The organism is Polaromonas sp. CG_9.5 (assembly GCF_035984465.1).
GTDB lineage: Bacteria > Pseudomonadota > Gammaproteobacteria > Burkholderiales > Burkholderiaceae_C > Polaromonas.
On the sequence record NZ_JAXCHR010000021.1, the window covers coordinates 23,073 to 47,779 of the forward strand.

Sequence of the window (24,707 nt, forward strand, 5' to 3'; positions counted from 1 at the left end):
TTTGGGGTTAAGGGGGTGACTTCAGAGCGCTTCCTGGCCGGTTTCGCCAGTCCGAATCCGCACGACCTGCTCCAGGTCATAAACAAAAACCTTGCCGTCGCCAATTTTTCCGGTGCGGGCCGAGGTTTCGATGGCTTCAATCACGCGCTCGACCAGCGCATCGGACACCGCCGCTTCGATCTTGACCTTGGGCAAAAAATCGACGACGTATTCAGCGCCCCGGTACAGCTCGGTGTGGCCCTTTTGCCGGCCAAAGCCCTTGACTTCGGTCACGGTGATGCCCTGCACGCCGATCTCGGACAGTGCTTCGCGCACCTCGTCCAGCTTGAACGGTTTGATGATGGCAGTGACGAGTTTCATGGCGACTTTCCTTGAAAAAAACAGATGGATGCACCTTGAAATGCACAGACCGTGCCAGCTTTTTTTCGGCATCACGCCCCGCGCTGTGGCCGCGCTGGCTGCGGGCGCGTTACGCTAGCCACTTACAACTTGTCACGCACCATGTTGGCGCAATGCCTGCGCACGACTTTGGCGCATTGAACCGAAAGCTGACCCATGAGCCTGTCTTTAGTGCATAGCCGCGCCCTGCTGGCGCTTGAGGCACGTCCGGTGTGCGTCGAGGTGCATCTGGCCAACGGCCTGCCCAGCTTTACGCTGGTCGGGCTGGCCGACACCGAAGTCAAGGAAGCGCGCGAGCGGGTGCGCTCGGCGATCCAGAATGCCGGGCTGGAATTTCCGGCCAACAAACGGATCACGGTGAACCTGGCACCGGCTGATTTGCCCAAAGATTCAGGCCGGTTTGACCTGCCGATTGCACTCGGCATTTTGGCGGCCAGCGGCCAGATTGATGGGCGCAAGCTGGCCGGCTATGAGTTTGCCGGCGAGCTGTCGCTGGGCGGCGACTTGCGGCCGGTGCGCGGCTCGCTGGCCATGAGCCTGGCGATTGCCCGGCCCGCGCACGGCGCTCCGCACACCTTGCCCCGTCTGGTGCTGCCCGAAGGCAGCGCGCAAGAAGCCGCGCTGGTGCCGCAGGCCGAGGTTTACCGCGCGCAGCATCTGCTCGACGTGGTGCGGCAATTTTTGCCGGGCGATGCGGTGCCCGAAACCACGAACGGCTGGACGCGCGTAGCCTCTGCCGCGCCTTCGCGCCAGCCCGCTTACCCGGACTTGGCCGATGTCAAGGGCCAGGCCGCTGCTCGGCGCGCGCTGGAAATTGCAGCGGCTGGCGGGCACAGCATTTTGATGGTCGGCGCACCGGGTTCGGGTAAGTCGATGCTGGCGCAGCGCTTTGCTGGCCTGCTGCCCGCCATGACCACCGAAGAAGCGCTGGAAACCGCTGCCGTCGCTTCATTGGGTGGACGCTTCACGCTCGACCATTGGGCCGTGCGGCCGACCTGCGCGCCGCACCACACAGCCAGTGCGGTGGCGCTGGTAGGCGGCGGCTCGCCTCCGCGTCCCGGTGAAATCTCGCTGGCGCACCGGGGTGTGCTTTTCCTGGATGAATTGCCCGAATTTCCGCGCGCCGCACTGGAAGCCTTGCGCGAGCCGCTGGAGTCCGGCCACATCACGATTTCGCGCGCCGCGCAACGCGCGGAATTTCCGGCGCGCTTTCAGCTGATTGCCGCCATGAACCCCTGCCCTTGCGGCTATCTGGGCTCCAGCCTGCGCACTTGCCGCTGCTCGCCCGAGGTGGTGCTGCGCTATCAGGGCAAACTCAGCGGCCCGCTGCTCGACCGCATCGACCTGCATGTGGAAGTCGGCAGCCTGGCCGCCGAAGAACTGGTGAACGCGCCGCCCGGCGAATCCACTGAATCGGTGCGCAGCCGGGTAGTGCAAGCCCGGGAACGCGCGATGGCCCGGCAAGGCAGCGCCAACCAGGCGCTTGAAGGCCAGGCCATCGACACGCAATGCCAGCTTGACCCGGCAGCGGCCAAATTTCTCAATGTGGCAGCCACGCGGCTGGGCTGGTCAGGCCGGGGCATTCACCGCTGCCTGAAAGTGGCACGCACCATCGCTGACCTGGCCGGCGCTCAAACCGTGCAAATCACCCATGTCGCCGAAGCGGTGCAATACCGGCGCGTGCTGAAGGCGGCGCAGTGAGGAATGCGCTTCATGTCAGCTTCTCAATTGCGCTGATTTTTAAAACAGACAGTCATTCAGCGCACTAGAAATTTCTCTACATAAATGGCGCGCGCACGCCCCATGTGTTCGAGAGCAAGCCTGTCCAATTGCTGGCGGTCACACGCATGCAGAGCGTCAACCATGGCCGCGTGTTCCCTGCATGCTTGCGCAAGCGCCTGCGCGTCTGCAATGGCGTAGGCCCGTGCCGGAAAACTGAGCCAATCGTGCAGCCGGATTGATTCTTCAATGTAGGGGTTGTCACACAGGCCATAGAACAGGCGATGAAAAGCCATGTTCGTGCGATGGATTGCAATCAGGTCGCCTGATGCTGCTGCTTCGGCATGTGACAGGGCTGCCGCTTCTACGGCGGCCATGCGATCAGGCGCCACCGGCAGATGCATCGCCGCCACGGCCGCGCCGTGCACAACGGCGCGAAAGTAGTAAAGGTTGCTCAGGCTTTCGTTGTCAAAGCGTCGCAGGTGCGCACCCAGATGTGGCGGCTTGACCACCACGCCCAGCCGCTGCAACTCAACCAACGCCGACCGCACCACATGGCGCTTGGCGTCGTAGTCTTCCATCAGGTGGTCTTCAATCAACCGGTTGCGGGGCAGGATGCGCCCGCGAATGATGTCGGTCTCAATGGCCGCGATGACAGCGGCGACGTGTGTCGGCAGAGCGGCATGCGGGAACGCGCCCGACGCGGCGCCGGAAGTTCGGTTATTGCTCATTGTGATTGGAGTTGAAGCCGATATTTTACGTGCCTGCGCAATGCAAAAAGCCGTTTGAGGATGTGGCGATGGCTTGTTGAGAGATTTCAACCCTGCGTCAGCGCCACCTCCATCCTGGTGAATTATTGATAGTTTTATCACCAATATTGGCGACAACGTGCTCATTGCTTTTCAGCAATTCGCTCCATAGACTGGCGCCATATTGACCTCAGGACACACCATGACATCGCCAAGCACTGCTCAAGAAATCATCAGCATCAACCCCGCCACCGGGGCAGAAATTGCCCGTGTGGCCGTCACGACACTGCCCGAGCTGGACGCAGCGGTCGAGCGCGCCAACCACGCGTTTCACCACTCTGGCTGGAAGTCGCTGCTGCCCCACAAGCGCGCGCTGGTGCTGCATGCCATCGCCGACGGACTGTTAGCCGAAAAGGAATCGTTAGCTCACCTGCAAATGCAGGACAACGGCAAACCGCTGGGCGAATGCCGCGGCATGGTGGAGTCGGCCATTGGCACGTTCCGCTACTACGCCAGCGTCTGCGAAACGATTGAAGGCGACGTGACGCCATCCCGTGGCGACTATGTGTCGTTCACCGTGCTGGAGCCGTTTGGCGTAGTGGCAGCTATCACGCCGTGGAACTCGCCTCTCATGAACGACGCCGCCAAGGTCGCCCCCGCACTTGCGGCGGGCAACGCCGTGCTACTCAAACCCTCGGAAGACTCGCCTCTGCTGGCCCCCGAACTGGCGCGTATCGCACTGGCTGCGGGCCTGCCCAAGGACTTGCTGCAGGTCGTGCAAGGGCGCGGCGCTGACGTGGGTGCGGCTCTGGTCGCCCACCCTGGTGTGCGCATGATTTCGTTCACTGGCGGCACTACCTCCGGCCGCGCTATCGCCCGGGTGGCGGGTGATCGCCTGGTGCCCGCCGCACTGGAGCTGGGCGGCAAGTCACCGCATGTGGTGTTTGCCGATGCCGACATGGAGCATGCTGTGGCGGCCGTGGTGGCAGGCATCTTCGGCTCGGCGGGCCAGTCCTGCGTGGCAGGCTCGCGGCTTTTCATTGACGCCAGCATCTACGACGAAGTGCTGAGTGCCGTGGTGACGCGCGCCAAGAACCTGCGCGTGGCTCTGCCCGATGCAGACGGCGTGGAAATGGGCCCACTGGCCTCGTTTCACCACCGTGAGCGAGTGGCCGCTTTCGTGGATCGTGCACGCGCTGAAGGCGGCCGCATTTTGTGTGGCGGTGCAGCCCCCACAGGCGGCGACTACGACCACGGCGCGTTCTACCTGCCCACGGTCATCGACGGTCTGGGTCCGCAAGCAGTGGCGTGTCAGGAAGAGGCTTTTGGCCCGGTGCTTGTGGCGCTGCCGTTCAAGGACGAGGCTGACCTGATCGCCCAGGCTAATGGCACGGCATTTGGCTTGGCCTGCGGCATCTGGACCGAAAGCTTCAAGCGCGCCTGGCGCATTGGCCGTGCACTGGAAGCCGGCTCGGTATGGATCAACACCTACAAGCAGTCCGTCACCAGCACGCCGTTTGGCGGCTTCAAAAACAGCGGCATCGGCCGCGAAAAAGGCATTGACGGCCTGCGCCTGTACGCACAGGTCAAGAGCATTTACCTAGGCTTGCACGAGCAGCCGCTGGCCGTTGCCAAGTAAGCCGCCAACACCCACCCTTCATCAATCAACCACGCAAATTCAAGACACACCATGAGCAAGCTCCCAAAAGTGGCCATCTATGGCCTTGGCAACATGGGTTTTCCGGTCGCCCAGCGCATCGGCAGCCAATTTTCCACCCAGGTATTTGATCTGGACCAGGCTGCGCTGCAGCGTGCCCACGCCGGTTTTGGTGCCACGGCTATTGAGTCGCCCGCCGACCTGGCCAACACCCACATCGTTGTGCTGTGCCTGCCCAATCCCACGATCTCGCAAGCCGTTCTCACGCAAATCGCGCCGCACCTGCCCAAAGGCAGCGTGGTGCTGGAGACCAGCACAGTGAACCCTGAACACATCCACGCAGCGCAAAAGCTGCTGACACCCTACGGTATCGACATGGTGGACGCCTCCATCATGGCCGGCGTGAGTCAAATGGAAGCGGGCAGCGCCTCGCTGGCACTGGGCGGCTCGCAGGACGCGATTCGCAAGGCCCAGCCGGTGCTGGACGCCATCGCCACCAAGCAAACCTATTTCGGTGAAAGCGGTGCGGGCGCTGCCGCCAAAGTGATCAACAACGCCGTGGCCCACGCCGTGATGGTGGTGGTGGCCGAGGCCGGCGCGCTGGCCACGGCCAGCGGCGTGAGCTGCGAAAAACTCATTGCCTTGCTGTCCGACAAGCAAATGGGCCTGCACCGCCCGCTGACCTACCGCTATGCCGAGCGCATCGTGCAGGACGACTATGCCGGCGGCATGCCGCTGGACGCCGCGCGCAAGGATTCGGTGCTGGCGCTGCAGCTGGCTCAGACCTTGGGCGTGCCGCTGTTTGCCATCCAGGGCGCGCACAGCGTGTACGACATGGCTGCCGCCGCCGGTTACGGCCGTGACGACTACGCCGCCGTGGCCAAGCTCTGGGCCGACTGGGGCTGCCCCACTGTGCCCGCCAAGGCTGCGTGATTTTTCGAAGCATCCATTGATTTACCAGGAGACAACATGAACCGTTTTTCAAACATTTTTTTCCATACCCGTCGCAGCCTCGTGCTGGCCCTGGGCGCCCTCACGCTGGCCAGCGCGCCTGCCATGGCAGCCTGGCCCGAGCGTCCCATTGAGATTGTGGTGGGCTTCGCCCCTGGCGGCGGCACCGACATCACAGCCCGCACCCTGGCCATTTTTTTGGGCAAACAACTGGGCGCTTCTGTGGTGGTGACCAACAAGGTTGGCGCATCCGGCGCAATCAGCCTGGCTTACGTGGCCAAGGCGGCCCCGGACGGCTACGTCCTTGGCATGACCAACATGCCCGGCCTGGTCACGCTGCCCATTGAGCGCCAAACCCAGTTCAAAAACAGCAGCTTCACCTATATTGCCAACTTGGTGCGCGACCCCAGCGCCTTCAGTGTGCTGGCGACCAGCAAATACAAGTCGCTGGCCGATCTGGTCGCGGATGCCAAAGCCAATCCCGGCCAGATCAGCTATGGCTCCACCGGCGTCGGCACCGACGACCATCTGGCGATGGTGCTGTTTGAACGCCTGACAGGCACGCAACTGAACCACGTACCCTTCAACGGCGCTGGCCCGCTGCGCACCGCAGTGATGGGTGGGCACGTGGTCATCGGCGGCATGAACCTGGGCGAGGTCATGCCTTCGGTGGGCAAAGTGCGCGTGCTGGCCCAAGCCAGTCCCGGGCGCTCGCGTTTGGCACCGGATGTGCCCAGCTTTGCCGAACAGGGCGTGAACCTGGTGTTTAACTCTGAACGCGGCCTCGTGGCACCTGCGGGCATTCCTGCCGACGTGCAACGCCGTCTGACAGAAGCCCTGCGTACGATAGCTGCCGACCCGGAGTTCCAGAAGCAGATGGCGCAGCAGTTCACCGAAATGGACTACGTCGAAGGCGCTGCCTGGAAAGCACGCTTGGACAAAGCCACGACTGAATTCACCACGCTCTGGAAAACCACGCCTTGGTCTGATAACGCGAAGTAGTCAAGCCGTCGTGGGTAGCAAGCGCTCACAGTGGCGGACTAAGGGCAGCGCCAGCTTGCCGCAGCCGCCTGCGCGATTTTTTCCAGCGCCGCCACAGACGCAAACGCAAATCCCGGCGCGGATGGGTGATGCGTTGCAGGGCGCTGGCGTAGTCCATCGCCAGGCCGGGAGTCCAGGCAATCGAGTCGGCGCGCACCCTGACGCTGCCGGCCAGCCACATGTCGGGGTGAAACGCCAGGCGCAGCAATGTGCGCCAGAAAGGCTTGTCGGCAAACACGCCTTCCACACCGGCGTCGATGGCCTCGACGACCGCCACCGAGCAATTGCGGTGGGTCAGGTTGTACGTCGCGTCTTGCCGGTAGGCGCTCCAGAAGGTGTGCAGGTAGTCACGGTTGAACACCCGAAAACGGATGCGCACGGTCGAAGGGTCGCCGGTGCGCAGTTCGTCTTGATAAGACGCTGACCAAAAGCCGGGGCCGTCGTTGTCGGACGTGGCCCGCACCCGCAGCTTGAAGTCCGACTGCGCCACGCGCAAGGGCACCAGCGGATGGTGGCTGATGTACAGGCTGCTGCCGCATTCCATCGAGGCATGTCCCGCAGAAGCGCCGCCCTTGCGCGAAAAAGCCACGATGTAATGCTCGAAAAACGGCATGCGGATGCGGTCAGGAATTTTGTTCACCGCCAGCCAGATATGCACCACCATCGGCTCCTGATGGCCCACCACCCATTCAGGCACTGCAACCGACGCGGCCTTCTGATCGGACGGGCGGCGGTTGCGGTACAGCTCAATGGCGGCCAGGCGTGAGCCCGGCGGCAGGCTTTTAAGCCGCCAGGCGCCACGCACCAGCCTGAAACCCACGGCCAGCAGCCCCAGCCCGATGCAAAACGACACATTCAGCGCGTCACGCAAGGGCCAGTGGGTCAGCAGCAGCACGGCCATGACCCAATAAACACCGGCCACGGCCAGCGACAAGCGCCACGCAGGCGGCCGCACCAGCAGGCTGAACGCAATGCGGATCAATCCGTTGAGGGTGAAGGCGACGGCAAACAGCACACCGGCCGTAATGGCGTTGTCCCAGGGAAAGTCCAGCACCAGGCAGGCAATGAACACCATGACGAAACCACGCAGCATCTCAAACCGCCGACGGCTGCCGGTGTGGGTCGCGCCCACCACCAGCTCGACCAGCCCCTGCAACAGCAAAATGACACCAAACACCCAGCTGGCAATGTCGGCCACACCGTCGCCCAGATCAATCAGCACCACCGCGCCCAGCAGCAAGGTCAACAGCCCGGCCGCCAGAAAAACCCGCCAGCGTTTGAGCAGGGTATCGCCGCCAAAAAGGATCAAGGCCAGTCGGAACATAGGGAGTGCTTCGCAGTTGTTTTTCAGCCGGAGTCGCTGGCAGAAATAATAACGGCAAAGCGTCAATGAAGGCGGGTTTAGTGCCGCGTCGTGGGCGGATGCAGGCAGCCCTGCGCCAGGCACTACGGGCATTTTTGTCAGGCAAAGGTTGCAGCGCGCGGCAGCGTCTGCGCGCGCGTTAACCGGGTGCGCCGCTTCGGTGCGAACCCGGCGGCAAAGTCGCCGTGGCTACAGATTAGGTGCCAGCAACCGGCTCAACACGTCAACCTTCTCGCCGCGCCGCTCGGCCAAATCCTTCACCTGGTCATCGCCAATTTTTCCAACGCTGAAGTAGCTGCTGTCGGGGTGACTGAGGTAAAAACCGCTGACGCTGGCCGCTGGCGTCATGGCCAGGCTTTCCGTCAGCGCCATGCCGATGTCTTCTGCATGAAGCAACTCGAACATGTCTTTTTTCACGCTGTGATCCGGGCAGGCCGGGTAGCCGGGCGCGGGGCGGATGCCCTGGTATTTCTCGGCGATCATCGCGTCTTTGTCGAGCGTCTCGGCGGGCACGTAACCCCACAAATCCTTGCGCACGCGCTGGTGCAGCGCCTCAGCAAAGGCTTCGGCCAGCCGGTCGGCCAGTGACTTGAACATGATCGACGAATAGTCGTCGTTGTCGTCCAGGAAATACTTTTCCTTCTTTTCAGCCCCCAGCCCGGCGGTGACGGCAAAAACACCGATGTAATCGGCAATTTTTGAGTCATTTTTACCGCTTGCGCATGCTGCATGGGCGCGAGCAGCTATCAATTCAGGAGTCAGCACCTTGGGCGCGACAAAGTCGGCCAGGCAGCGGCTGGGGCGCATCACGCCGTCAACGGCGGTTTTTTCAGTCTGCTGGCGCAGGCCGTGCCAGGTCATGGCGACTTCGGTGCGGGTTTCGTCGGTGTAGATTTCGATGTCGTCGCCGACGCTGTTGGCCGGGTACAGACCCATCACGCCACTGGCCGTGAGCCAGCGGCCCTCGATCAGGCGCTTGAGCATGCGCTTGGCGTCGGCATAAACGCGCACGGCTTCAGCGCCAACCACTTCGTCTTTCAAAATAGCCGGAAACGGCCCGGCCAAGTCCCAGGTCTGGAAGAACGGGCCCCAGTCGATGTATTCGGCCAGCTCGGCCAGATCAAAGTTCTTGAACACGCGCCGGCCAATGAATTTGGGCACGGGCGGCGTGTAGTTGGCCCAGTCCATCACCGTGGCATTGGCGCGCGCCTTGGCCAGTGTCCACATCGGCACCTGCTTTTTGTTGGCATGCTGGATGCGCACTTTTTCGTAGTCGGCCTTCACCTCTTCGATGTACTTAGCCGCCTGGTCAGACAGCAAGCCTTGCGCCACGCTCACGCTGCGCGACGCATCGGGCACATACACCACCGGGCCTTCGTAGTGCGGCGAAATCTTCACCGCCGTATGCACGCGGCTGCAGGTCGCGCCACCAATCAGCAGAGGAATATTGTTCAGGCGGAAATGGTCGTCTTTTTGCATCTCGCTGGCGACGTACTGCATTTCCTCCAGGCTCGGCGTGATCAGGCCGCTCAATCCAACGATGTCAGCGCCTTCAGCCTTGGCCAGCGCCAAAATCTCGTGGCACGGCACCATCACGCCCATGTTCACCACCTCAAAGTTATTGCACTGCAAGACCACGGTGACGATGTTCTTGCCAATGTCATGCACGTCGCCCTTGACGGTGGCAATGATGATCTTGCCCTTGGTTTTCACATCGCCGCCAGCAGCCTGCATGAGCAGCTTTTCGGCCTCAATGTAGGGCAGCAAATGCGCCACGGCCTGCTTCATGACGCGGGCGCTTTTGACCACCTGCGGCAAGAACATCTTGCCCTGGCCAAACAGGTCGCCAACAACGTTCATGCCGTCCATCAGCGGGCCTTCGATGACGTGCAGCGGCCGGCCCTTCTCGGCAAGAATCGCCTGGTACATCTCTTCGGTGTCTTCGGTGATGAACTCGTTGTTGCCATGCACCAGCGCGTGCGACAGGCGCTGGCGTATCGGCAACGCGCGCCACTCGTACTTTTTGCTGTCGTCGCGCGCGCCGCTCTTGGCGGTTTCGGCGACTTCGATCAAGCGCTCGCCGGGCGTGAGATGTTCTTCGCCGTCTTTGTAGACGGGCTGGCGGTTCAGCACCACGTCTTCGACGCGCTCGCGCAGCACCGGCTCCAGCTCGTCGTACACGCCCATCATGCCGGCGTTGACAATGCCCATGTCCATACCGGCCTGGATCGCGTGGTACAAAAATACCGTGTGAATGGCTTCGCGTACCGGGTCGTTGCCACGAAAGCTGAACGACACGTTGGACACGCCGCCCGACACCTTGGCCCCCGGCAGGTTCTGCTTGATCCAGCGGGTGGCGTTGATGAAGTCGACGGCGTAGTTGTTGTGCTCGTCGATGCCGGTGGCAATGGCAAAGATGTTGGGATCAAAAATGATGTCTTCGGGCGAAAAACCGATCTCATCGACCAGCACGCGGTAGGCGCGTTCGCAAATCTCGATCTTGCGCTGGTAGGTGTCTGCCTGGCCTTTTTCATCAAACGCCATGACGACGGCGGCTGCGCCATAGCGCTTGAGCAGTTTGGCCTGGTGCTTGAAGGCGTCCACGCCCTCTTTCATCGAGATTGAATTGACGATGCCCTTGCCCTGAATGCAGCGCAGCCCGGCTTCAATCACGCTCCATTTGGAGCTGTCAATCATGATGGGCACGCGCGCAATGTCGGGCTCGCCGGCGATCAGGTTCAGGAAACGCACCATCGCCGCCTGGCTGTCGAGCATGGCCTCGTCCATGTTGATGTCGATGATTTGCGCGCCGTTTTCGACCTGCTGGCGGGCCACGGCCAGCGCGGCTTCAAAGTCGCCATTCAAAATCATTCGGGCAAACGCTTTGGAACCCGTGACATTGGTACGCTCGCCGATGTTGACGAACAGGGAATCGGCGCCAATCATGACCGGCTCCAGGCCGGACAGCTTCATGGGCGAAATTTGGGGGGGCAATTGAACTGCGGACATGACTCACCTTGGAATAAAGGTGAGCGTCGTTGCTAAAAAGAGCGTTTTACGCCCTGTTTACCCAAGCCTGACAAAACATGAGTCTTGCTGCAACGCTCCTTGAGTTAAGCTGGATTTTAAGCACCAAAGCCGGCATGCAGCAGGCGCGCCGTCAAATCTCCCCAAGTCTCTCCATGCTAAACAACTTTTTCAAGAAAAACCCCTTTGCGCATGACAGCCAGGCGACTGACGAAGCCGAAGGCTCCAGCTCGGCCGATCTGGCGGCTGAATTGTTGATTGCCCCGACCGCGCTCATGCAGCTGACGCTGCGGGAAGCGCGCGTGGTGGTGCGCTACATGCAGCCCCAAATGGTCGAAAAAGGCACCGTCCTGATCCGCGAAGGCGACGCGCAAGACACCAGCTTCATGCTGCTGCTGATCGACGGCGAAGTGACGATTGAAGCGCTGGTGGTGGGGCGTACTGAATCCATCGTCATCACCGTGCTGGGGCCGGGCAACCTGATTGGCGAGTTGGGGCTGCTTGACGGCAAAGCGCGTTATGCGTCGTGCGTAGCCGCCACGCCGCTGCTTGCCGCCATGTTGACGCGCGAATCACTTGACTTGCTGATGCACGAAGAACCGGCCATTGCTGCCAAGCTGCTACTGGGCATCTCGCTGCGCATCGGCGTGCGCTTGCGCGAGGTGACCGACAAGCTCAAGATGTACGTGCAGTTGACGCAGGCGATGGAGCAGGAAATCGGCTCACGCTTCGTGGACTGAAGGGATGGGCCGGCTTGTCACCGCGTCCCACAACAGAACCCGTGAAATGAGCGAAGAGGCCTGAGTCAGCCTGACCGGGTCAAGCCGCTTCGCGGTAAAAAAACCGGGAAGCCACCGGACGCGACGCCACTGGCGCCACCGCATGGGCAATTGCCTGAATGTGATCCGGCGTGGTGCCGCAGCAGCCGCCCACGATATTGACCAGCCCTTCGGCGGCAAACTCCTGCAGCAGGCGCGACGTCACGTCGGGCGTTTCGTCAAAGCCGGTGTCGCTCATCGGGTTGGGCAGGCCGGCGTTGGGGTAGCAGCTGATGAAGGTGTCGGGTGCGGCCTTGGCCAGTTCCTGAATGTAGGGGCGCATGAGGGCTGCGCCCAGCGCGCAATTCAGGCCGACGGCCAGCGGCTCGGCGTGGCGAACGCTGTGCCAGAAAGCCGTCACCGTCTGGCCGCTCAGAATCCGTCCTGACGCATCGGTCACCGTGCCGCTGATGATCAGCGGCAGGCGCTCGCCGGAATTGTCGAAATACTCGTCAATCGCAAACAGCGCGGCCTTGGCGTTGAGCGTGTCAAAAATCGTCTCGACCAGCAAAATATCGCTGCCGCCCCTGACCAGCGCTTCAGTCTGCTCGTAATAGGCTTTTCGCAGTTCCTCAAAACTGGTGTTGCGCGCACCGGCGTCGTTCACGTCGGGGCTGATGCTGGCGGTCTTGGGCGTCGGGCCGAGCGCGCCGACAACAAAGCGCGGCTTGTCCGGCGTTGAAAACTTGTCGCAAGCCAGCCGCGCGATGCGGGCCGATTCGTAGTTCATCTCGACCGCCAGCTCGGCCATGTCGTAGTCAGCCTGGGCAATCGTGGTGGCGCCAAAAGTGTTGGTTTCAATCAGGTCGGCACCAGCGGCCAGATAGCCTTCATGAATATCGCGGATTACGTCAGGCCGCGTCAAGCTGAGCAACTCGTTGTTGCCTTTCACGTCCTTGTGAAAGTCCTTGAAACGCTCAAGCTGGCCGCCAGGCCCAGCGTACCCGGCACCCCGGTACTGCGCTTCGGTCAGTTTGAAGCGCTGGATCATCGTGCCCATCGCGCCGTCAAGAATCAAAATTCGTTGCGCCAACAGGGCGGGGAGTTGGGCGGCGCGGGTGTAGGGTGTCGGCTTCATGGCATGCATTTTAGGACGGGGTTCATGGACTTTGACTTTCCCTGACAATACGGCAATAGCCTGCTGGCGTTTGAGCCAAGCCGTTCGGGGCCGGCAATCCGATGCGAATGACGCAAGACAAGCCTGTATGCAGGCACGCTCAAGTGCTCATTCGCAAGAATATTGATAAAAAATGGGTATTGCGCACGGCTGACCTGCGCAGACAGCTATTTATTTCATAGCATTTAAAACTTATCACCAACGCTCACTGTCTGGCCCGCCCTTGTCCAATTTGCCCCTTTCTTCGCCCCAGCCCACGCCGCTGGACGTGCTTGGCCAGGTCTTTGGCTACAGCGACTTTCGCGGTCCGCAGCAAGCCATCGTTGAGCATGTGGTGGCGGGCGGCGACGCGCTGGTCTTGATGCCGACGGGCGGCGGCAAGTCGCTGTGTTACCAGATTCCGGCCATCGTGCGGCAAAACGCCGGCCACGGCGTGACCATCGTCATTTCGCCGCTGATTGCGCTGATGCACGACCAGGTTGGCGCGCTGCTGGAAGCTGGCGTTTCGGCGGCGTTCCTCAATTCCACCCAGACTTACGAGGAAAGCAGCGCGCTGGAAAAGCAGTTGCTGCGTAATGAACTGACGCTGCTTTATGCCGCACCCGAGCGCATCAACACGCCGCGCATGAAGGGCCTGCTGGCGTCTTTGCACGAACGCGGGCTGCTGAGCCTGTTTGCGATTGACGAAGCGCATTGCGTCAGCCAGTGGGGCCACGACTTCCGGCCTGAATACCGCAGCTTGAGCTTGCTGCACGAGACATTTCCCGACGTGCCGCGCATGGCGCTGACGGCCACAGCGGACGCGCTAACGCGGCAGGACATGGTCGAGCGGCTCAAGTTAGAGGACGCACGCGCGTTTGTCAGCAGCTTTGACCGGCCCAACATCCGCTACACCATCGTGGAAAAAGTGGATGCCACGCGCCAGTTGCTGCGCTTCATCCAGACCGAACATGACGGCGAAGCGGGCATCGTCTATTGCCAGTCGCGCAAACGCGTGGAAGAAATCGCCAGCATGCTGGAGGCCGCCGGCATCAAGGCGATGGCTTATCACGCCGGGCTGGACGCCAAGCTGCGCCAGCAGCGGCAAGACCGCTTTTTGCGCGAAGACGGCTGCGTGATGGTGGCGACGATTGCCTTTGGCATGGGCATTGACAAGCCCGACGTGCGCTTTGTGGCGCATCTGGACATGCCGAAAAACATCGAAGGCTATTACCAGGAAACCGGCCGCGCCGGCCGTGACGGCTTGAGCGCCGACGCATGGATGGTCTATGGCCTACAGGACGTAGTCAACCAGCGCCGCATGATCGACACCAGCGAAGTCGCCAGCGAAGAATTCAAGGCCGTGATGCGCGGCAAGCTGGATGCGCTCTTGACGCTGGCCGAAGGCACGCGCTGCCGCCGTGTCAGTTTGCTGGGCTACTTTGGCGAGGCCAGCCAGCCGTGCGGCAACTGCGACAACTGCTTGACGCCGCCCGCCGTCTGGGACGCGACCGAGGCGGCGCGCAAGCTGCTCAGTTGTCTTTACCGTGTGCAGCAAGCCAGCGGCATCTCGTTTGGCACCGGGCACCTCATCGACATTTTGCGCGGCAAGCCCAACGACAAAATCACCCAGTACGGCCACGACCAACTCAGCACCTTTGGCATTGGCGCAGATTTGTCAGAGCCGCAGTGGCGCGGCGTGCTGCGCCACCTGATCGCCAGCAATCTGGTCGGCAGCACGCTGATGCACAGCGCCAGCGGCAACAGCTTTAACACGCTGCAACTGCTGCCCGACGCGCGCGGCGTGCTCAAGGGCGAAGTCAGCGTGCTGCTGCGCCAGCAGGCCGTCAGTACCAAAACCGAGCGCACCCGGCGCGGCAGCAAAACATCAGCGAAGAAAACATCAGCCAAAGGCATGGCCGAAGCCACGCTGAACGCCGGCGCGCTGGAAAGGCTGGCGCGCCTGAAAGCCTGGCGTGCCGACGTGGCGCGCGAACACAACCTGCCAGCCTTCGTGATTTTTCATGACGCCACGCTGCGCGCCATTGCCGAGCAGTCACCGCAAAGCCTGCACGACCTGGAAGGTATCAGCGGCATGGGCGTGAAAAAGCTGCAGGCCTATGGGGCTGAGGTGTTGCGGGTGTGCGCCGAAGGCGATTTTGATGGGCCGCAAGGCGACGTGGGTTTGCAGGCGCCGGACTGGCTGGGTTAAGCCCAGGCTGTAGCCGATTGGCTCACAAAGTTTCCAGCCGCCCCAGCACCGCCCCAGCCTGCCCGCGCAGCGCTTCTAACGGCGCGCTCTGCATTTTTTCCAGCTACCGATACATCCTGCCCAGCCGAAAGTTGTTACCCAAGGTCGCCTGGTTACGCGCAAAAAAGTCCCGATACAGTGCGTTGAACGGACAGGCGCGCTCGCCGGTTTCCAGCTTTTTTTTCGTAGCGGCAGCCTTTGCAATAGGCGCGCATGCGGTCGATGCAAGCGGCGCTGCTGACGCAGGATTGGGTGGCCAGCAGGCCGCTGCCTGCGGGTTGCCAAAATTCTTCATGCCAGCCGCAATGATGCAGCGCCACAACGCGCTGTGGTCATATATCGGGGGCGTGCCTGGCGGCGCAGCGGGTGCGCCAGGCCAGGACGCCCGCGTCCACGCTGCCAAACCACGGATGTTCGGGGTTGAGCTGGTCGCCCAGCAGCAGGCGCAGGGTGCTTGCCGGGGCGCTCATGCGGCGCTCCACAGGCGGCGGTAGCTGCCGTCGGCGTCGTGGTCTTGGGTCTGCTTTTGCGGGTTAAAGCGCCGTCCGCCGCGCGGGTCGGTGCCGCGCCCGGCAATGTAGAGCCAGTTGCCCTGGTTGCTGTAGGGGTCGTAGTCGAGCAGGCAGTGCTCGAACCACGCTGCGCCTGCGCGCCAGTCGCCGTGCAGGTCGTAGACAAGGTAGCTGGCCGCCACCTGGCGCAGACGGTTGCTCAGGTAGCCCGTGGTGGCCAGCTCGCGCAGGGCGGCATCGACCAGCGGCTCGCCGGTTTGACCCCCGCACCAGCGTTTAAAACCTTGCGTGTTGTGCGCGGTCAGCGGCTGGTCTAACAGCCCGCGCGCACGGTACAACGCGCGCCCGTACTGCAGATGCAACAGCCGAAAGTAGTCGCGCCACAGCAACTCAAACCATAGCCAGTAGCTGCCGTCGTTGGCGCCATGGTCGGCTTCAAACTGGCGCAGATGTGCCATTACCTGCCGGGCTGACAGCGCGCCCGTCGCCAGCCAGGGCGAGAACTTGCTGGAGTAATCCACGCCGGTCAAGCCGTTGCGGGTCTGCTTGTAGCTGTGCGGCAGTTTGCGCGCCAGGTACTGCGTGAGATGGGCCAGGGCGGCCACTTCGCCGCCAGCAAAGGCCGGGACGCCATAAGGAAAAGACGAGCGTTCATCGCAAACCGCTTGCGCAGGGGCGACGGGTGGCGTGCGCAGCCCTGCAGACCCAAGGTGTTCGGGTGGCAAGGCGGGCATAGTGGGCAAGGCAATTGGCACGGGCAGTGGCGCACGCGGCTGCACCTGCGCGCGCTCGACGGCGTTGCGAAACGCGGTAAACACCGCCGGCAGGTCTGCGGGCGCGAAGGGCAAGTCGTCCGGGTGCAACAAGCTTGACTGCCACACGGTTTGCACCGTCAGGCCTTGCGCACGCAGGGCGGCGACTTCGGCTTGTTCTTCGGGGGCAGCAATGGCTTCGCAAACAACAGTGCATTTGTCCGTGCCGCCCAGCGCTTTCACCAGCGCCGGCAACACCACTAACGCGTCGCCCGTGCATTGCAGCAAGCGGCTGCCACGCGCCGCCAACTGCGCCGACAGGCACGCCAGCGTGTCACTTACAAACGCCCGGCGGTGCGGGCCAACGCGCTCAAAGCCCCAGCGCGTCAACGCATCAGGCGCGTGGCAATACAGCGGCAGCAGCGTTGCGCCCTGCTGCGTTGCCAGCGCAATGGCTTGCGCCAGCGCAGGCTGGTCGTGCAGGCGCAAGTCGCTGCGAAACCAGTAAAGCACTGCTTTCATATTGATGCCGACGGTGCGGCTTTTGCGCCCTTGCGTTCGCTGCGGCAGCGGTCAGAGCAGTACAGCACCTCGTCCCAGACCTTCTGCCACTTTTTTCGCCAGGCAAAGGGCCGGCCGCAGTGCTGGCAGATCTTTTGCGGCAGGTCGGATTTTTTGCGCATTCGCATGGTGTGTGACTCGATTCAAAAGAAGGCCCAAGCGGCCTGCGCCGCTGAGGGCAGTTTGTGGAAAAAGCGGGCTAGCGTGAATGCGCAACGTGCGCGCCATATGCCATTACAACGATGGTAAGTGGCTTTAAAAAATTGCGTGCAGCACAGCACCGGCATGTCAGGCGCATCTCCGGGTGCATGGCGCCTTGTAGGAATAAAGATCAGCGTTCCATTTAATCGGATAAACATGAAAAATATCGACAAATACGGCGCTTGTGCATAAGGTACGGGCATAGTCAGCTATTTATTCAATAGCATTTATCGCATTGCCAGCAAGCCGCGCCAGGCCGCACCAGGCCGTGGCGAATCAGCCCCAGACGCAGGGCAAATCTGTCGACGGGTTGATCTGGTACAACTGCAGCCGGCTGCACTGGGCGCGCGCCTGTGCCCGATACGGTTTGATAAAAACGGGCTGGTCAGTCAATTCAGGCCAATTCGTGACCTGGCGATGGCATAGCGTCACCAGCGGCACGGAGTCCCCAAAGGCCAGGCCAGTGGGCGCTAAAGCAAAAGACGGCACAGCGGTTTATTCACACTCGCGATTCACACACAGGGAAGTTTCATACATGGTGTTAGCAGAACAATGGGTTTTGGTGACCGGCGGCGCGCGCGGTCTGGGGCAGTCCATCACGCGGGCGCTGGCGCGCGAGGGTGCGGGCGTGGTCATCAACTACCACCGCAGCCAGGCCGCAGCCGAGGCGCTGGTGCAAGAAATTGGCCCGCGCGCTATCGCCATTCAGGCCGACGTAACCGACGCCGCCGCCGTGCAGCGCCTGTTTGCGCAAGCGCACGAGCGCACCGGCCAGCCCATCAGCGCCGTGGTGAACAACGCGCTGGTGCAGTTTCAGTTTGACGGCGACGCCCGCCCGCAAATTGGCGACATTGCCTGGGAACGCTTTGCGCAGCAAATCGACGGTGCCGTGAAAGGCGCGCTCAACACCCTTCAGGCCGCGCTGCCCGGCATGCGCGGGCAAGGCTTTGGCCGCATCGTGAACGTGGGCACCAACCTGTTCCAAAACCCGGTAGTGCCTTATCACGACTACACCGCCGCCAAGGCCGCCCTGCTGTCGCTCACGCGCACCGCAGCGCACGACCTGGGGCCGCACGGCATTACCGTGAACATGGTCTCGGGCGGCTTGCTGCGCACCACCGACGCCAGCCGCGCCACGCCCGAAGCGGTGTTTGACCTGATCGCCAGCATGACCCCGCTGCGCCGCGTGACCACGCCGGACGAGTTTGCCGACGCGGTGCTGTTCTTCCTCTCGCCTTGGGCGCGCGCCGTGACCGGGCAAAACCTGGTGGTGGACTGCGGGCTGGTGAAGGGCTGAAAAAGCACGCAGGGGGAATGAGGAGCGTGGCGGTCAGAGGCGTTAATTGGAATCTGACCCCATTAGCCCTACTAATTTAGGGCTATGTCTGAATTAGCTGTTGCAAGGCCAGCTGTGAGCGCCTAAAGTGAACTTCACTCTGTAGACAAGGAGGTGCAAGATGGTCAAGAGCGACTTTGTGCAGCTTTTACGCCAACTCGGGCTTCTCACGCAAGGGCAACGCGCACGGGTGCGAAGTGCTTTGGAGGAGATGGCGCACCCGCCTATCAGCGCCGTGGCCCAAGCATTGCCCGGCCCCGGCGCATGCCCACACTGCCAGGCGCCGGCCGGGCAACTCCAGCCTTGGGGATTCAGTCATGGGCTGGCGCGCCTGCGCTGCCGCGCTTGTCATAAAACCAGCAATTCCCTCACGGGCACACCTTTGGCGCGCTTGCGCAAACGCGAACAATGGACCACTTACGCCCAAGCGTTGATGGAGGGCCTGAGCGTTCGCCAGGCGGCCCGGCGCTGCGGGGTGGATAAAAACACCGCCTTTTTGTGGCGTCACCGCTTTGTCAAAGCGCCTGGAGCGCACCGCGCCGAGCACGAAGGCGGGATTGTCGAAGCCGACGAGACGTTCTTTTTGCAATCCTTCAAGGGCCAACGCAAACTACCCCGGCCTGCACGCAAACGCGGCGGGGTGGGCGCGAAGTGGGAGCACATTGCCGTGCTGGTCGTGCGCGATCGCAGCGGTCAAACGGCCGACTTTGTGCTGGACAAGCTGGACGCCCCGCACATCGCCGCCGTGCTTGAGCCGTTGATCGACAAGGATGCCATCCTGTGCACGGACGGGGCGCACGTGTACCAAGCTTTGCCCGCCAGACAGGCATCACCCATCGCCCGATCAACGTGCAGCAAGGCATTCGCGTTGTGCAGGGTGCTTTTCATATCCAGAACGTCAACGCCTACGACAGCCGCCTCAAGGGCTGGATGCGGCGCTTTCACGGAGTTGCCACCCGGTACCTGCAAAGCTATCTGGGCTGGCGACGCATGCTGGAGCGCTATCGCAACACCCTCTCAACGGCCGATTGCTTGCGTGAAGCGCTGGGAAGGGCTCGGTCGCAACAGCTAATTCAGACATAGCCTAATTTAGTGTCGTAGCGCAATAAGTACGGGCGCATGCAGCTATTTTTTTAATAGCAAACGCTACCGCATGAACCCCATGGCCCGCCCTTCCCGCACCTCGGGCTTGATGCGGTGCTCGGCCTCCAACTGAACCAAAAACTCCTCTGCCGACAACGCTGTGTCCAGAATCACCCCCTGCCGCTTGACCGCCGCAAAGTCGCCTGGGCACAGCTGCGTCAGCTGGTTGAGTCTTTTTTGCAGAGGCGGCGTGAGCAAGGCGGCATCACCCGCCAGCGCTTCCGTCACGAACATCGTTTCGCGCTGCGCGCTAGTCAGCGGCATGAACCTGATCTTGAAGGTGAAGCGTCGCAGTGCCGCCTGGTCCAGGCTTTCCAGCAGATTGGTGGTGCAGATGAAAATGCCGGCGTAGCGCTCCATGCCTTGCAGCATTTCGTTGACTTCCGTCACTTCATAAGTGCGCTGCGCGCCGCGCCGGTCTTGCAGGAAGCTGTCGGCCTCGTCGAGCAGCAGCACGGCTTTTTCGGCCTCGGCTTCGCGGAACATGGCGGCCATCTTCTGCTCGGTCTCGCCGACGTACTTGCTCATCAGGTCGCTGGCCTGCTTGATCAGCAACGGCTGCTCCAGCGCCTGGGCGATGTGCTCGGCCAGCGCGGTCTTGCCAGTGCCGGGCGGGCCGTAGAAGCACAGGCTGCCGTGGCCCCGGCTTTTGAGCGCCTGCACGATGCGCGCAATCTCAAACCGCGATTCGACATTGAGCATCGCCAGGTCATAGGTTGTGACGTTGCGCCGGCCCGAGGCTTCGGCCTTGTTGCCCAGCGCCACGTCGGCGTTTTTCAGCTGGCGCTCGATCAGCGACTCGATGACAGAAGCCCCCACGCTCCCCACTTCGTGTGGTTCGCTGCCCCCCGAGGGGGCGCTGCGCCTGCGGTCCGGCGAAGCCGGTCCCGCGGCCCCAACTGGTGAAGAAAGAGCCCCTACGCCCGGCTGAATGCTCATGGGCGTGTCCAAACCTGTATCAGGCGCGCTGGCCAGCCGGGCAAAGCGCACTGCGGTGCGGATTTGCGCCGGCGTCAGGCCCTTGCGGGCGGTGAGCCGGGCGACGAAGGCATCGCTGACCTGCACGCCTTCAAGCGTCTTGCGCACAATGCCTTCGCGCGCGCCGGGCGGCGGCGAACGCAGTTCCAGGTGATAGGCAAAGCGGCGGCGAAACGCCGGGTCGATCTGCTCGATGCGGTTGGTCACCCACAGCGTGGGCACGGGGTTGGATTCGAGAATCTGGTTGACCCAGGCCTTGCCGCTGACCGAATGGCTGCCGGGCGCGCTCAGTTGCTCGGAGCGCGCCATCAGCTGCGCGGCTTCGCTGGAAATTGGCGGAAAAACGTCTTCAACCTCGTCAAACAGCAGTGCCGAATGCATGCTGCCCTTGAGGAACACCTGGGCGATTTGCAGTGAGCGGTAGCGGTCGCGTCCGCTCAGCGAATTGCCGTCGCGGTCGGCATATTCGACCTCGAACAAGTCCAGCCCAGCGGCCTGCGCCACCACCTTGGCCAGCTCGGTTTTGCCGGTGCCGGGCGGGCCGTACAGCAGCACATTGACGCCCTGCTCTTTGGCCGCCACCGCATGGCGCAGCAGCGACACCAGCACCTGCGCGTCGTCCTGCACAAAGGCAAAGTCGGCCAGGCCCAGCTGGCTGCGGGTCGCGGGCCGGGTGAAAACCGCCATCAGCTCGCTTTGATCACGGTATTTGCGCATCAACACCGGCGGCAGTTTTTCGCTGACTTTCATCAGGTCGGCCAGGTCGGTGATGTTGTGCTCGGAAATCAGGTTTTCGACCATGCCAATGCGTTCCAGCCGCGAGCCGGGCCGCAGCGCTTCGGCCACTTCGGGCGCCTTGACGCCGGCGACATCGGCAATCGCCGCGTAGGCTTCGGGCGCATTGTTGACCTTGAACTCGACCAGCAGCGAGCGCAAATCGCGCTGGTAGCGCGCCAGCGTGCCGTACAGCAGCAGCGCGCGCTCGGCGCGGTTGAGCTGCAGCAAACTGGCCAGCGATTCGATATTTTTCTCAACCAGCGTGGACTGCTTTTTCAGCGCCAGCGTCAGCCAGTCGCCGGTGGCGCTGAGCACCGACAGCAAATCCTTGGGCTGGTCTTTGGCATGCTCGTCGAGGTAGAAGAACAGCGTGCCTTCCTCGTAGGGGCCGCGCCAGACGCCATGACGCGCCATGAAGTCGGCGTCGCTCAGGGTTTCGTGGTCTTGCCAGAACTCGTTGCCTTTGCAGCGGCGGCCCAAAAATTCGCGCAGGCGCTGAAACGCCGGCAAGGGCCAGACCAGGTGCCGACCCGACAGCGACAGCAGGCTGGTCAGGTCGCGCCGCACATTGAACTTGGCACCCTGGCGGGCGGCCAGGCTGAGCACAAAATGCGAGCACATCAGGTCCAGCACCGGCGCGTCTTTCAGCGCGGGGGACAGCAGCCACTGCTGCGGATGCTCGACAAGTGAACGCTTGTTCATGGACAACTCTCCAGTCTTTCAACCACGTATCCCCCTCCTCGCCTGCTTTGCTTTTTTTATGATCTCGATCAGCCTTCACCATAACGCAAGCACCCGCCTCATGGAAGACACTTATTCAAGCCGGCTCTGCCGCATTTGGCAGCTTTACACCGGTCAAAGGCGTAGAGAATGGCGGGCTTGCCGCCCCACCTTCGCCGCCAAAGGAAATCCATGCTCAGCCTGACCGATATTGAACAAGCCGCCCAGCGCCTGCACGGCCATCTGCTCGACACGCCTTGCGTTGAATCGAAAACGCTCTCGCAGCTGACCGGGGCGCAAATTTACCTGAAGTTTGAAAACCTGCAATACACCGCGTCTTTCAAGGAACGCGGCGCGTGCAACAAGCTGTCGCAACTGACTGAAGCCGAGCGCCGGCGCGGCGTAATTGCCATGAGCGCCGGCAACCATGCGCAGGGCGTGGCTTATCACGCGCAGCGCCTGGGCATTCGCGCCGTCATCGTCATGCCGCGTTTCACGCCAGGCGTGAAGATTGAGCGCACGCGCGGCTTTGGCGCGGAGGTGGTGCTGCACGGCGACACGCTGGACGCGTCGCGCGCGCATGCTTTGCTGCTGGCCGAACGCGAGGGCCTGGTGTTTGTCCATCCCTACGACGATGAAGCCGTGATTGCCGGCCAGGGCACGGTGGGGCTGGAAATGCTGCATGCCGTGCCCGACCTGGAGGTACTGGTGGTGGCCGTGGGCGGCGGCGGGCTGATTGCCGGCATGGCCACGGCGGCCAAGGCGCTGAAGCCGGGCATTGAAATCATCGGCGTGCAAACCTCGCGCTTTCCGGGCATGGTCAACGCCATCAAGGGCACGGCGCATCCCCAGGGCAGCAGCACGATTGCAGACGGCATTGCCGTGGGCACGCCAGGTGTGTTTGCGCAAGCCATCATTGCCCAGCGGGTCGATGACTTGCTACTGGTCGACGAAGGCGACATCGAGCAGGCCATGGTGATGTTGCTGGAAATTGAAAAAACCCTGGTCGAAGGCGCGGGCGCGGCCGGACTGGCGGCGCTGCTGAAATACCCGGCGCGCTTTGCCGGCCTGAAGGTCGGGCTGGTGCTGTGCGGCGGCAATATCGACCCGCTGCTGCTGGCCGCCATCATCGAGCGCGGCATGGTGCGCGCCGGACGGCTGGCGCGCATCCGCGTCGGGGCGCGTGACATTCCCGGCTCGCTGGCCAAAATCACCGCCACCGTGGCCGACGCCGGCGCGAACATTGAAGAAGTCCATCACCAGCGCGCCTTCACCATGCTGGCAGCGCAGAACGTCGAAATTGAACTGGTGCTGCAAACGCGCGGTCGGCCGCATATCGAGCTGGTGCTGCAGGCCTTGCGCGCGGCCGGCTTCGAGGCCGAAGAGCAGCACTGAGCCGATGGGCGATTGCGCACTGGTTTTTGGCGGTTCAAGCTGATTTATGCATCAAACAGGGCTATGGCGCACGTCTGGCATGCGCAGCCAGCTATTGATTCAGTAGCAAAAACTGTGATTCACCGTGCGTGCCATGCGCAAAGGCCGAGGTAGATTTCGCGACAACGACCGTTAGCGCAGGTGCTTCGACAGCTTGGCGGCAAACAGCGCTGGAATGCCGACGCCGCGCCGGCCCGTAACCACGTCAAACGCATCGCCGGCACGCAGTGTTCCCGGCGTTTTCACCGCCAGGTAAAAGCCGCAAAAGCCGGTTTGCGCCATCAGTTTTGAAGCCCGCGCAAAGCCCATCGCGGCGTTGAATTTGTAGCAGGGCTCGCGCGGCAGTGTTACGCGCAGTTCGCAATGGGGGAACTTCAACACGTCGCCGGCCCAGACGCCGGTTTCCAGCAAGCCCGCAAGCGTCAGGTTTTCGCCCAGGCTGCCGGGCGGCAAGCTGTCGTCGATGCCGCTCAAACCGGCTTCGCCCCGCGCCGCTTGCCAAAAGGCGTAATGCTCGGAAGGATAGGCATAAACGGCTTTTTCCAGCCCGCCGTGAATTGACAAATCGGCCTGCTCGTCGCCCATCAACCCCAGCGGCAACACCGGCACGGCCTGCGCCACGGGTTGCTTGCCATACGCCGTCAGGATGTTGCGCTCGCCGATTCTGGTGCGGCGCGCCACCCCGACCTGGACCGAAAGAAGCTGCGGCATGGCGGGTTCAGTTCCAGCCAATCACGTCAAAGCCTTTTTCGCTCAGGCAACGCTGCACGAAGCTGCGGTAGACGCCGTTGGGCTTGTCATTGTGAAAGGCACCTGACACCGCACCGGCCGAGCCGCCCACGGCAGCGCCCGTTGCGCCGGCGCGCAGCAGGCCTTCAGTACCGCGCCCGGTAATCAGCGCCCCGATGGCCGAGGCCACGCCGGCCACCGCAGCGCCTTCTCCGGCACGGCGACCCACTTCGTTGTTGTTTTGCGACGGGCTCAAGCCCGACGCCTGCGCGCGCGACAGGCAGGCGCTCACTTCCATGCGGCCTTGCGCGTCACCGACACGGTTCAGCGTGGCATTCGGGTAAAGCACGGGCCGGGCCGACGCACTGCCCGCGCCGCTGCTGGCGCAACCGGCCAGCAGCGCCAACGCCGCCGCGCCGACACACAGCGAAAAAACCGGGGAAAACCGGATCGAAAATTTCATGAGTTGCCTCCACAAACAGCTAGGCGCCAA

Annotated in this window: 19 protein-coding genes, 1 pseudogene and 1 riboswitch; of the genes and pseudogenes, 9 read left to right on the forward strand and 11 right to left on the reverse strand. The window is 62.5% G+C overall.

What is annotated here, in order from left to right:
* Window positions 1-21: 21 nt before the first annotated feature.
* Entirely contained in the window at window positions 22-360 is a 339-nt protein-coding gene (gene glnK, locus RCH06_RS14505; protein ID WP_327082178.1) for a P-II family nitrogen regulator, read from the reverse strand.
* Between the two features lie 195 nt (window positions 361-555).
* On the opposite strand from glnK, the gene RCH06_RS14510 reads away from it, so the two are divergent.
* On the forward strand, window positions 556-2,100 hold the full coding sequence (locus tag RCH06_RS14510) for a YifB family Mg chelatase-like AAA ATPase (RefSeq protein WP_327082179.1): 1,545 nt from the start codon (window positions 556-558) through the stop codon (window positions 2,098-2,100).
* A gap of 56 nt (window positions 2,101-2,156) precedes the next feature.
* On the opposite strand, the gene RCH06_RS14515 is transcribed toward RCH06_RS14510, so the two are convergent.
* Window positions 2,157-2,849 (reverse strand): GntR family transcriptional regulator, encoded by a 693-nt coding sequence (locus tag RCH06_RS14515; RefSeq protein ID WP_327082180.1) that lies wholly within the window; start codon window positions 2,847-2,849, stop codon window positions 2,157-2,159.
* Window positions 2,850-3,069: 220 nt separating this feature from the next.
* Between RCH06_RS14515 and RCH06_RS14520 the strand changes: the two genes are divergently transcribed.
* The 3 genes from RCH06_RS14520 to RCH06_RS14530 are packed head-to-tail and all read left to right on the forward strand — an operon-like array spanning window position 3,070 to window position 6,477.
* Entirely contained in the window at window positions 3,070-4,506 is a 1,437-nt protein-coding gene (locus RCH06_RS14520) for an aldehyde dehydrogenase (RefSeq protein WP_327082181.1), read from the forward strand.
* 51 nt (window positions 4,507-4,557) lie between these two features.
* Window positions 4,558-5,457, forward strand: a complete 900-nt coding sequence (locus tag RCH06_RS14525) for an NAD(P)-dependent oxidoreductase (protein WP_327082182.1) — start codon at window positions 4,558-4,560, stop codon at window positions 5,455-5,457.
* A gap of 36 nt (window positions 5,458-5,493) precedes the next feature.
* Complete coding sequence (locus RCH06_RS14530; protein WP_327082183.1) at window positions 5,494-6,477, forward strand: Bug family tripartite tricarboxylate transporter substrate binding protein; 984 nt, start codon at window positions 5,494-5,496, stop codon at window positions 6,475-6,477.
* 25 nt (window positions 6,478-6,502) lie between these two features.
* Here RCH06_RS14530 and RCH06_RS14535 read toward each other — a convergent pair whose 3' ends face one another.
* On the reverse strand, window positions 6,503-7,840 hold the full coding sequence (locus RCH06_RS14535; RefSeq protein ID WP_327082184.1) for an HdeD family acid-resistance protein: 1,338 nt from the start codon (window positions 7,838-7,840) through the stop codon (window positions 6,503-6,505).
* A gap of 228 nt (window positions 7,841-8,068) precedes the next feature.
* The gene (gene metH / locus RCH06_RS14540) at window positions 8,069-10,888 is read right to left on the reverse strand and encodes a methionine synthase (RefSeq protein ID WP_327082185.1); all 2,820 of its coding nucleotides are present in this window, start codon (window positions 10,886-10,888) and stop codon (window positions 8,069-8,071) included.
* Between the two features lie 14 nt (window positions 10,889-10,902).
* A riboswitch (S-adenosyl-L-homocysteine riboswitch) is annotated at window positions 10,903-10,995 on the reverse strand.
* Between the two features lie 66 nt (window positions 10,996-11,061).
* Here metH and RCH06_RS14545 point away from each other — a divergent pair.
* Window positions 11,062-11,646: a cyclic nucleotide-binding domain-containing protein gene (locus RCH06_RS14545; RefSeq protein WP_327082186.1), complete on the forward strand. Its 585-nt coding sequence runs from the start codon at window positions 11,062-11,064 to the stop codon at window positions 11,644-11,646.
* A gap of 79 nt (window positions 11,647-11,725) precedes the next feature.
* Here RCH06_RS14545 and RCH06_RS14550 read toward each other — a convergent pair whose 3' ends face one another.
* Entirely contained in the window at window positions 11,726-12,802 is a 1,077-nt protein-coding gene (locus RCH06_RS14550) for a homocysteine S-methyltransferase family protein (protein WP_327082187.1), read from the reverse strand.
* Between the two features lie 262 nt (window positions 12,803-13,064).
* Between RCH06_RS14550 and recQ the strand changes: the two genes are divergently transcribed.
* Window positions 13,065-15,032, forward strand: a complete 1,968-nt coding sequence (gene recQ / locus RCH06_RS14555; protein WP_327082188.1) for a DNA helicase RecQ — start codon at window positions 13,065-13,067, stop codon at window positions 15,030-15,032.
* 371 nt (window positions 15,033-15,403) lie between these two features.
* On the opposite strand, the gene RCH06_RS14560 is transcribed toward recQ, so the two are convergent.
* Genes RCH06_RS14560 through RCH06_RS14570 form a run of 3 tightly spaced genes read right to left on the reverse strand, consistent with a single transcriptional unit; the run spans window position 15,404 to window position 17,024 of the window.
* Complete coding sequence (locus RCH06_RS14560) at window positions 15,404-15,541, reverse strand: hypothetical protein (RefSeq protein WP_327082189.1); 138 nt, start codon at window positions 15,539-15,541, stop codon at window positions 15,404-15,406.
* Window positions 15,538-16,857, reverse strand: a complete 1,320-nt coding sequence (locus tag RCH06_RS14565) for a DASH family cryptochrome (RefSeq protein WP_327082190.1) — start codon at window positions 16,855-16,857, stop codon at window positions 15,538-15,540. The genes RCH06_RS14560 and RCH06_RS14565 overlap by 4 nt, the downstream gene beginning before the upstream one ends.
* Window positions 16,854-17,024 (reverse strand): DUF2256 domain-containing protein, encoded by a 171-nt coding sequence (locus tag RCH06_RS14570; protein ID WP_327082191.1) that lies wholly within the window; start codon window positions 17,022-17,024, stop codon window positions 16,854-16,856. Before RCH06_RS14570 ends, RCH06_RS14565 begins: the two co-directional genes overlap by 4 nt.
* A gap of 608 nt (window positions 17,025-17,632) precedes the next feature.
* Here RCH06_RS14570 and RCH06_RS14580 point away from each other — a divergent pair.
* Window positions 17,633-18,394: a 3-oxoacyl-ACP reductase gene (locus tag RCH06_RS14580; protein ID WP_327082192.1), complete on the forward strand. Its 762-nt coding sequence runs from the start codon at window positions 17,633-17,635 to the stop codon at window positions 18,392-18,394.
* Between the two features lie 160 nt (window positions 18,395-18,554).
* Window positions 18,555-19,516 (forward strand): annotated as a pseudogene (locus tag RCH06_RS14585) (IS1595 family transposase).
* A 63-nt stretch (window positions 19,517-19,579) separates the two neighbouring features.
* Here the strand turns inward: RCH06_RS14585 and RCH06_RS14590 are convergent.
* Window positions 19,580-22,033: an ATP-binding protein gene (locus RCH06_RS14590; protein ID WP_327082193.1), complete on the reverse strand. Its 2,454-nt coding sequence runs from the start codon at window positions 22,031-22,033 to the stop codon at window positions 19,580-19,582.
* A 210-nt stretch (window positions 22,034-22,243) separates the two neighbouring features.
* On the opposite strand from RCH06_RS14590, the gene RCH06_RS14595 reads away from it, so the two are divergent.
* Window positions 22,244-23,446 (forward strand): threonine ammonia-lyase, encoded by a 1,203-nt coding sequence (locus tag RCH06_RS14595; RefSeq protein WP_327082194.1) that lies wholly within the window; start codon window positions 22,244-22,246, stop codon window positions 23,444-23,446.
* Window positions 23,447-23,617: 171 nt separating this feature from the next.
* On the opposite strand, the gene RCH06_RS14600 is transcribed toward RCH06_RS14595, so the two are convergent.
* Both RCH06_RS14600 and RCH06_RS14605 read right to left on the reverse strand, forming a co-directional pair.
* On the reverse strand, window positions 23,618-24,196 hold the full coding sequence (locus tag RCH06_RS14600) for an MOSC domain-containing protein (RefSeq protein WP_327082195.1): 579 nt from the start codon (window positions 24,194-24,196) through the stop codon (window positions 23,618-23,620).
* A 7-nt stretch (window positions 24,197-24,203) separates the two neighbouring features.
* The gene (locus tag RCH06_RS14605; RefSeq protein ID WP_327082196.1) at window positions 24,204-24,677 is read right to left on the reverse strand and encodes a glycine zipper family protein; all 474 of its coding nucleotides are present in this window, start codon (window positions 24,675-24,677) and stop codon (window positions 24,204-24,206) included.
* Between the last annotated feature and the right edge of the window lie 30 nt (window positions 24,678-24,707).